Origin of the sequence: Denitromonas iodatirespirans (genome assembly GCF_018524365.1) — a bacterium.
In the GTDB taxonomy this organism is placed as follows: domain Bacteria; phylum Pseudomonadota; class Gammaproteobacteria; order Burkholderiales; family Rhodocyclaceae; genus Nitrogeniibacter; species Nitrogeniibacter iodatirespirans.
In genome coordinates, this window is record NZ_JAEKFT010000112.1 from 1 (window position 1) to 903 (window position 903).

The 903-nt window shown below is 68.0% G+C and carries 1 protein-coding gene; it reads left to right on the plus strand.

Annotation, left to right across the window (positions count from 1 at the left end; all coding sequences use genetic code 11):
* Positions 1-903, plus strand: a 903-nt coding sequence (locus tag I8J34_RS24165) for a type VI secretion system Vgr family protein (RefSeq protein WP_214364180.1), incomplete at both ends; no start/stop codon positions are given.

Sequence of the window (903 nt, forward strand, 5' to 3'; positions counted from 1 at the left end):
TTCCAGGATGTCGACGTGCTCGACACGGTGGGCACGGTGTTCGCCGCCTACCCGCAGGCCGACTGGCATGCCGACGTCACCCAATCGCTGCGCCAGCACAGCCGGCTGACCCAGTATCGCGAGACGGATCTGGCCTTCGTGCGGCGGATCCTGGCGGCCGAAGGCTTGTCGTTCCGCTTCGAGCATGACCAGAACGCCGCCGCCGGCGACGCGACCACCCACGCCCGCCACCGGCTGATCATTTTCGATCGCAACGCCGAGCGCCCGGTCTGCGCACAACCCGAGATCCGCTTCCATCGCGCGGATGCCCCCGAGCACAGCGACACCATTCAGCGATTTCATGATGTGAGCATCGTCCAGAGCAACAAAGTCAGCCTCAGCGGCTGGGACTACAAGCAGCTGACCTCACCCGCCGCCGACGCCACCAGCGCCGCTGGGCAATCGCCCCTGCCCACCCTGGAGGTGTACGACGGCGCGTCGGCCTACCCGTTCACCGGCGTCGACGCGGCTCACCAACACGCCGATCGGCAACTGGCCGCCTTCGAAACCCGCACCCGCCGCTTCCACGGCCACGGCCGCGCGCGCAGCCTGGCCGAAGGTGTGAGCTTCCAGCTCACGCAACACGACGGCCACATCGGTGGCGACGGGCAGTTCAGCGTCCTTGCGGTCGAACATCATGCCGCCAACAACCTCGGCGCCAGCATGGCCCGGCTGCTCGGCGCAACGGACGTCGAAAGCGGCACCTACCACAATCGGTTCATCGCCCAACCGGCCAGCGCCCCGATCCTCCCCCTGCCGCGCCCCAAACCCGTCGTGTCGCCCCAGAACGCCCGAGTCGTCGGCCACGCCAACGCGCCACTGAGCACCGAACGCGACCACCGCATCAAAGTCCAGTTCCACTGG